Source organism: Rhodococcus sp. NPDC057014 (genome assembly GCF_042673295.1).
In the GTDB taxonomy this organism is placed as follows: domain Bacteria; phylum Actinomycetota; class Actinomycetes; order Mycobacteriales; family Mycobacteriaceae; genus Rhodococcus_F.
The window spans coordinates 1-7,216 of the sequence record NZ_JBHUSF010000395.1 but is presented as its reverse complement, the minus strand read 5'-3'; the positions used below and the strand labels follow the sequence as shown (position 1 = coordinate 7,216).

The window sequence follows — 7,216 nt, the reverse complement described above, 5'->3', positions numbered from 1 at the left end:
GGCCTGGCCCAGTTGCAGCGTGGTCAGGCAATCGTCCCAGTCGGGGACGGCCACGATCGTGGCGTTCGGCGACACCCGCTGGATCGTGGCGAGCGACGTGGTGTCGATGAACGTGCACACCCGTTTGCCGGCCAGGTCCGCGGGAGAAGTGATGCCGGACCCCTCCGGTACGAGCAGGCGCTGGAACGCCTCGAAATACACGGACGAGAATCCGACCCGGGTGGCGCGCTCGCACGTGATGGACGTGGCGTGAACCACCAGGTCCACGTCGTTCCGTTCCAGTGCGTCGAAGCGGCCGGCCGACGTCAGCAGACGGAATTCCACCTTGTCGGGGTCGCCGAAGAGGTCGCGGGCGATCTCCCGCGCCAGGTCCACGTCGAACCCCGACAGCGTGCCGGTCGACGGGTCGCGGAAGCTGAACAGGTTCGTGTTCTGGTCGGTTCCGACGATCAGCCGTCCCCGCGCGACGATCGCGGCCAGCGCCGACCCCGGCGGCGTCGTCTCCGGCCGCAGACCGGGGTCGGGCCGCAGACTCGACAGCGCGCCGCACGAGGAGGGATCCGGTGGGCGCGGCGGAACGACAGCCGTCGGCGGCAGGATCTCGGCACCGTCCGGGAGCGAGTACTGCGAATAGTCGCCGGCGAGGGGTGGGGGCAGCGCCGACGGAGCCGCGCACGCCACACCCACCACACACAGAGACACTGCCGCGACGAGCCCCGCCCGGCACCGCAGGAGCGGGCCGGCCGGGGTTCGTCTCCACGATCTGGTCATCGGCTGTCACAGTTCGATCAGGTCACGGCACGGGTGTTCACGACTGCCTCCGGTGGTGGCGAGGAGAATTCGGCTCCTGTTGCGCCGCCGCGGCCAGTTCGATGTCCGAGCCGCCGAGCGTCTCCACCGCCTCGATGCGCTTCTCGGCCTGCGAGACCGACTCGTCCGCCGAACCGACCGGGGGAGCGGCGGACAGCGATTCGTCGTCGACGCCTGCCCTGCCGAGCCACTTGCGCACCTCGAAGCTGACCAGGATGGCGATCAACGTCAGACCGCTCATGAGGAACTGCGAGCGGGTGCTCGGGAGGAAGGCCATCGCGAGGATGACCGTGGCCATCAGCGCGATGGTGGCGTAGCTCAGCCAGGGGAACAACCACATCCGAAGTTGCAGTGCCGCGGGATCTTCGCGCTCGAGGCGCCGGCGGAGCACGACCTGGGAGACGGCGATCAACAGGTACACGAACAGCGCGACGGCGCCGTAGGAGTTGACGAGGAAGTTGAACACGATGTCGCCCCACACGTACGTGCAGGCGACCGAGATGTAGCCGATGGTCGTGCCGAGCAGAATCGCGCGACGCGGCACGCCGTTGCGGGAGAGCTTCGTGAAGAACTTGGGTGCATCGCCGTTCCGGGTGAGCGCGAACAACATTCGTGACGTGGTGTACAGCGCGGAGTTCAGGCAGGAGAGTACCGCGGTGAGGACGATGAAGTTCATGATCGTGGCGACGCCGGGAATCCCGAGCACCTCGAGCACCGACGCGTACGGACTGACACCGACGCTCTCGGTATCCCACGGCTGGATCGTGACGACCACGAGAATCGACCCGACGTAGAACGTCACGATCCGCGCCACGATCGACCGCATGGCCCGGGCGACAGCACGTTTCGGTTCCTCCGACTCGGCGGCGGCGATCGTCACGATCTCGGCCCCGGTGTAGAAGGCGACGCAGGGGACGACCGCGGCGAGCACCGCACCCCAGCCCAGCGGGGTGAATCCGCCGTGACTGACGAGGTTGCCGAGCCCCGGCGTCGAATCGGGCCACAGCCCGGTGATCCAGAGGGCGCCCATCCCGAGGAACAGGACGATCGCGACCACCTTGATCGAGGAGAACCAGTACTCGAACTCGCCGTAGGAGCGGGCGGACACCATGTTGGTGGCCGTCAGCAGCAGCATCAGCCCCAGACTCAGCATCCACAGCGGCACCATCGGGATCCACAGTTGCAGGATCCGGCCGCCGGCGATGGCCTCGACCGCAACGACGATGACGAAGAAGTACCAGTACATCCACCCCGTCGCGAACCCGGCCCGACGCCCCAGCGCCTGGCGGGCGTAGACGTAGAACGATCCGACCACCGGCCTGGCCACCGCCATCTCCGCCAGCATCCGCATGATCAGCAGCGTGATGATGCCCGCGATGAGGAAGGAGATGATCGCGGCAGGTCCCGCGCCGCCGATGACGACGCCGCTGCCCACGAACAGCCCGGCACCGATGACGCCACCGAGCGCGATCAGGTTCATGTGCCGGCGTTTCAGGCCTTTTCCGAGACCGGAACTGTCGGTGTGTTCGGGAACGGTACTGTCCACATTTCCTCCAGAGGGCGTTGACCGAGCGCGCCGGCTGCCTGCGGCCGTCCGTCGCCGGACGGGGGTGCAGGGCGGGCACCGAGCAGGTGTGATCCACATCACTTATTTGGTGAGTCACCTCACCTTACGACTCGGAAACAGCGCCCGCCCAGAGCCAGATCCGGGGGCGGGGGAGGGACCAGCGCATAACGCCGTTCCCGACGGGTACTACTTCCGTACCGATCCACGTCGCCGCGGGAGGCGCCATGACCACCGACAACCAGGGCGATCGAACCGACGTCGACAAGGCGTTGCTCGGACACTCGACGTACCGCAGCCTAGGCGAACAGCAACTCTCACCCGCCGAGGAGCGATTCGAGAAGGGCCGCCGCACGATCGGGCTCTGTCTCGCGCCGCTGATCACCATCGGATTCCTCGCGCTGCCCCTCGACATTCCGCCGAACCAGCAGACGCTGGCGGGCGTCCTGCTCGGCGTCATCGTGCTGTGGGTGTTCGAGGCGGTGCCGATCCCGATCGGCGGGCTGCTCGGTGTGGCCGTCGTGGTGTTTCTGGGGGTGGCGCCCGCCGACGAGGTCCTCTCCGCGTTCGGGTCGTCGACGATCTTCACGTTCATCGGCGCGTTCATCCTCGCTCAGGCGATGCTCGAGCACGGCGTGGCGCGGCGGTTCGCGTTCCGGATCCTGACGCTGCCGCGGGTCGGCCAGTCCACCACCGGCGTCATCGTCGCGTTCGGGCTCATCACGTGCGGGCTGTCGGCGTTCGTGTCCAACACCGCCACGGTGGCCATGCTGCTGCCGACGGCCCTGGGCATCCTCGGCGTCATCGCCAAACTGATGCAGAACCGCGGTGTGGTCGCACCGGACTTCGACCCGTTGCGGCTCCGCGTCGGCGCCGCGATCATGCTGATGCTCGCGTACGGCGCCAGCGTGGGCGGCCTGCTGACGCCGGTCGGGAGCCCCCCGAACCTGATCGGACGCGGGCTCATCGAGGAGGCCACCGGGGAGCGGATCACGTTCGGGCAGTGGATGGTCATGGCCGTCCCGATCTGCCTGGTGATGTTCATCGCGCTCGCCTTCATCCTGCTGCGCCTGAACAAACCGGAGATCCGGCGCATCGAAGGCGTCTCCGACTACCTGGCGGAGCAGCGCGCCGAGATGGGTCCCCTATCGCGGGCCGAGAAGAACACGCTCATCGCGTTCGGGGTCACGGTGACGCTGTGGATCCTGCCCGGCGTCGTCGCGGTGGTCGCCGGCAACGACTCCGACCTCTACGCGACGATCAGCGACCGCCTCGACGAAGGCATGGTGGCGGTGTTCGGGGCGGCGCTGCTGTTCCTGCTGCCGACCGACTGGGAACAACGCGAATTCACCCTGCGCTGGCGGGATGCGGCGCAGATCGACTGGGGCACGATCGTCCTGTTCGGCACCGGCATCATCTTCGGGTCGCTGCTCGCCGACACCGGTCTCGCCGAGACGATCGGCACCTCCGTCGCCGATGCGCTGGGCCTGACGAGCGTCGTCGCCATCACGATCTTCGCCGTGCTCCTGGCCATCGCCGTGTCGGAGACGACGAGCAACACGGCGTCCGCGGCGGTCGTGGTGCCGATCGTGATTCCGGTGGCGATCGCGGCCGGGGTCAACCCGTTCGTCCCGGCCCTCGCGGCCACGTTCGCCGCGTCGTTCGGCTTCATGCTGCCGGTGTCGACGCCGCAGAACGCCGTGGTCTACGGCTCCGGAGCGGTACGGATCACCACGATGATCCGAAGCGGCATCACGTTCGACATCATCGGCGGAATCCTGATCATCGTCCTGCTGCCACTGATGGTCGCCGTCGTCGGTCTCGGCGCCGGCTGACGCACGGACGCGGTCGCACATGCCGCTGCGGCGGACGCGATCTGAGAGACTGGCCGCGGAACTATCGGGAGACGACGAGGGGACAGCGGAGTATGCGGGGGATCTTCGGACGAGCGGCCCTGGCCGTCGGTATCAGCATCGTCGTCGCGGCGGGGGCCGCACCGCTCGCCGCCGCGCAGCCCGCGCCGGGCGACCAACTCGACTGGGGGCCCTGCCCGGCCGAATACGAACTCGATCCGGCGTCCGAGCAGTGCGGGTCGGTCACCGTGCCCCGCAACTATGCGGATCCGGCTGCCGGCACGATCGACGTCCTCGTCACGCGCCACCGCGCCGAGGATCCCGGAGCGCGGCGAGGCGTGCTGTTCACCAATCCCGGTGGGCCGGGCGGCGACGCGATCGGCTCGAACAGCATGTTCGTCGACGTGCTGCCCGACGCGGTCCGCGCCCAGTGGGACGTGATCGGTGTGCAACCGCGCGGCCTCCCGTACGCCGGCGCCGTCGACTGCGCCCTGTCCCCCGAGCAGACGACGGCGATGGGCCTCGGCTTCGGCGGCGCCGCAACGCGTGCCGCGTGCGAGTCCGCGGCGCCGGGAACCACGGCGCACCTGACGACCGAGAACACCGCTCGGGACTGGGAGCAGGTCCGGGCCGCACTCGGCGAGGACGTCATCGACATCTACGGCCTGTCCTACGGCACCATCCTCGGATCCACCTACGCGACGCTGTTCCCGCAGCACACCGGCCGGATGGTCCTCGATTCCGCGGTCGACCAGAAGTGGCTGTGGAACGACGTGCTGTGGCAGCAGAACGACGGCTACAAGGAACGCTTCTACGACCTCATGGACTGGGTCGCCGCCCACGACGACACGTACGGGCTCGGCGACACCCCGCTGAAGGTCTACCAGCGGTGGTCGGACCAGATCGTCGAGGAGGCGGGCGGCAACCCGACACTCGCGCCGCCGCCGGCCCAGGTCGGTGACGTACCGCCCGGCCTGGAATCGCTCGCCGACGCCTACCGCGGCGGCGTCGATCTGACCGGGCCCGCCCGGGTCCAGTTCGAGGCCTTCATCCGGGGCATCGCCAACCCGTCGCACACCCAGACGTCGTCCGGCATCTACGTGATGACACGGCAACTGCTTCCCGCCCGGAACAACTGGCCACTCCTGGCCCGGGTGGTCCGCGACGGACCCGGCGCGATCCCCGAGGGTGCCGGCCTGAAGGACCTGACGGAGCAGGAGTACGCGCGGTTGCTCCAAGCCCAGACGATGCAGACGCTCGTGGTGTGCAACGAGAACACCGTCGCGGCCCGGCCGGACCGCATCCCCGGCTGGCTGTTCTCCACGTTCGTCACCGGCGACCTCTTCGACCTCATCGGGTACGGCTACAGCTCCGGAACGTTCTGCGCCGGCGCGCCGCCCGTCGTCGCACCGCCCGCGTCGAGCAACCGGGGGCTGGCGACGGCGCCGCTCGTCCTGCAGGGCCTGCGCGACCCGCAGACGCCCTATCAGGGCGGAGTCCGGCTCGCCCACGACATGGGGGCGCACATCGTCACCGTCGGGGGTGGCGATCACGGCGCCGGGATCCAGGGCGGCAACGCCGTCGTCGACCAGGCCGTCACCGAGTACCTCGAGACCGGGCACACGAGCATCACGGAGGCACCCGAGGCGCCGATCACCGCACCGCTGTGAACCCGGTCCGGACCGTCAGCGAACGTAGTCGGCTCCCGTGATGTCGACGGTGGTCCCGGTCGCGTGACGGGCACGACCGGACGCGAGGAACGCGATCGTCTCGGCCACGTCCTCCGGCGGTGTGACCTCGCCGAGGGGTAGCGCGGCCGCGGCGCCGCTGGACACCGCGTCGTCGGCCAGATCGGTGGCCACCCAGCCCGGCGCCACCGCGTACGCGAGGATGTTGTCGCCGGCGAAGCCGCGGGCGACGCCTCGGGTGAGCGCCATAATCGCGCCCTTCGCGGCGCCGTACGCCAGATGGTCGGCGTCGTCACCGCGATGGGAGGAGCGGCTGGCGACGGTGACCACGGCGCCGCCGCCGTGGTCGCGGAAGTGCATGATCGCGTACCGGGTCAGATCGGCGGGCGCGGTGAGGTTCAAGGCGAGGTTGCGAGTCCACCCCTCGTTCCACTCGGACTCGTCCTCGACCGGGGATGCGATCCAGGCGCCGGCGTTGTTGACCAGCACGTCGATCCGCCCGCACACACGCACCGCCTCCTCCCACACGTCGCGGGTGGCGGCGGGGTCGGTGAGGTCTCCCTGGACGAGATGCACCCGGGTGCCGCCGAGTTCTTCGGCAAGGTTCTTCGCCGCACGCTCATTCGACGCGTAGTGCACGACGACGGTGCCACCGTCCCGGTGGATCACGCGGGCGGTGGCCGCACCGATACCCCGGGACGCACCGGTCACCAGGACAGCCTTTCCGGCGAGCGGACCTGCCGCGTGCGCGCTCACGAGACAGCCTGCGCGCCGGTGATTTCCACGGCCGCACCGCAGAGGAACGGGGCCTCGTCCGACGCGAGGAACGCGACGAGCGCGGCGACCTCCTCGGGCCGCCCGATCCTCCCGAACGGGACCTTCGCGTCGAGGTCGGCGACCGTCAGGCCCTTGCGGGCCAGACCGGCCTCGAGCATCGGCGTGCAAATCTCTCCCGGGCACACGGCGTTGACCCGGATGTTGTGCGGGGCGTAGTCGCGGGCCAGGTTCTGGGTGAAGGAGACCACGGCGGCCTTGGAGACGTTGTAGGCGACGTGCCCCGGGGCGGGGTACAGGCCCCACTGGGACGCGGTGTTGACGATGGCGCCCCCGCCTGCCTCGATCATCGTCGGCAGCACCGCGCGGCACAGGTGGAAGAGGGCGTCGACGTTCACGGCGAACGTGGCGGACCAGTCGTCCTCGGTCAGCGACAGGAGGTCGCCGCGACGGTTGATGCCCGCGTTGTTGGCCAGGACGTCGATCCGGCCGTGGCTCTCGACGACGTCCGCGGCGAGTGCCGCGCA

Annotated in this window: 6 protein-coding genes; 2 read left to right on the top strand and 4 right to left on the bottom strand. The window is 69.4% G+C overall.

The window, feature by feature from the left end:
- Positions 1-771 (bottom strand): transporter substrate-binding domain-containing protein (locus ACFTZB_RS40700; protein WP_378440867.1); only part of this gene is annotated, 771 nt, incomplete at its 3' end.
- Positions 772-808: 37 nt separating this feature from the next.
- Complete coding sequence (locus tag ACFTZB_RS40695) at positions 809-2,356, bottom strand: amino acid permease (protein ID WP_378440865.1); 1,548 nt, start codon at positions 2,354-2,356, stop codon at positions 809-811.
- Positions 2,357-2,601: 245 nt separating this feature from the next.
- Here ACFTZB_RS40695 and ACFTZB_RS40690 point away from each other — a divergent pair, with 245 nt between their 5' ends.
- Both ACFTZB_RS40690 and ACFTZB_RS40685 read left to right on the top strand, forming a co-directional pair.
- Entirely contained in the window at positions 2,602-4,209 is a 1,608-nt protein-coding gene (locus ACFTZB_RS40690; protein WP_378440863.1) for an SLC13 family permease, read from the top strand.
- A gap of 92 nt (positions 4,210-4,301) precedes the next feature.
- Entirely contained in the window at positions 4,302-5,897 is a 1,596-nt protein-coding gene (locus ACFTZB_RS40685; RefSeq protein ID WP_378440861.1) for an alpha/beta fold hydrolase, read from the top strand.
- Between the two features lie 15 nt (positions 5,898-5,912).
- Here ACFTZB_RS40685 and ACFTZB_RS40680 read toward each other — a convergent pair whose 3' ends face one another.
- Both ACFTZB_RS40680 and ACFTZB_RS40675 read right to left on the bottom strand, forming a co-directional pair.
- Positions 5,913-6,671 carry an SDR family NAD(P)-dependent oxidoreductase gene (locus tag ACFTZB_RS40680; RefSeq protein ID WP_378440859.1) on the bottom strand — a complete coding sequence of 253 codons (759 nt, stop codon included), beginning with the start codon at positions 6,669-6,671 and terminating at the stop codon, positions 5,913-5,915.
- Positions 6,668-7,216: SDR family NAD(P)-dependent oxidoreductase (locus tag ACFTZB_RS40675; RefSeq protein ID WP_378440857.1), on the bottom strand; the 549-nt coding region annotated here is incomplete at its 5' end. The genes ACFTZB_RS40675 and ACFTZB_RS40680, both read right to left, overlap by 4 nt.

Coding starts and splice junctions, on each gene's coding strand:
- ACFTZB_RS40690 (WP_378440863.1), top strand. CDS start 2,602: ATGACCACCGACAACCAGGGCGATCGAACCGACGTCGACAAGGCGTTG.
- ACFTZB_RS40685 (WP_378440861.1), top strand. CDS start 4,302: ATGCGGGGGATCTTCGGACGAGCGGCCCTGGCCGTCGGTATCAGCATC.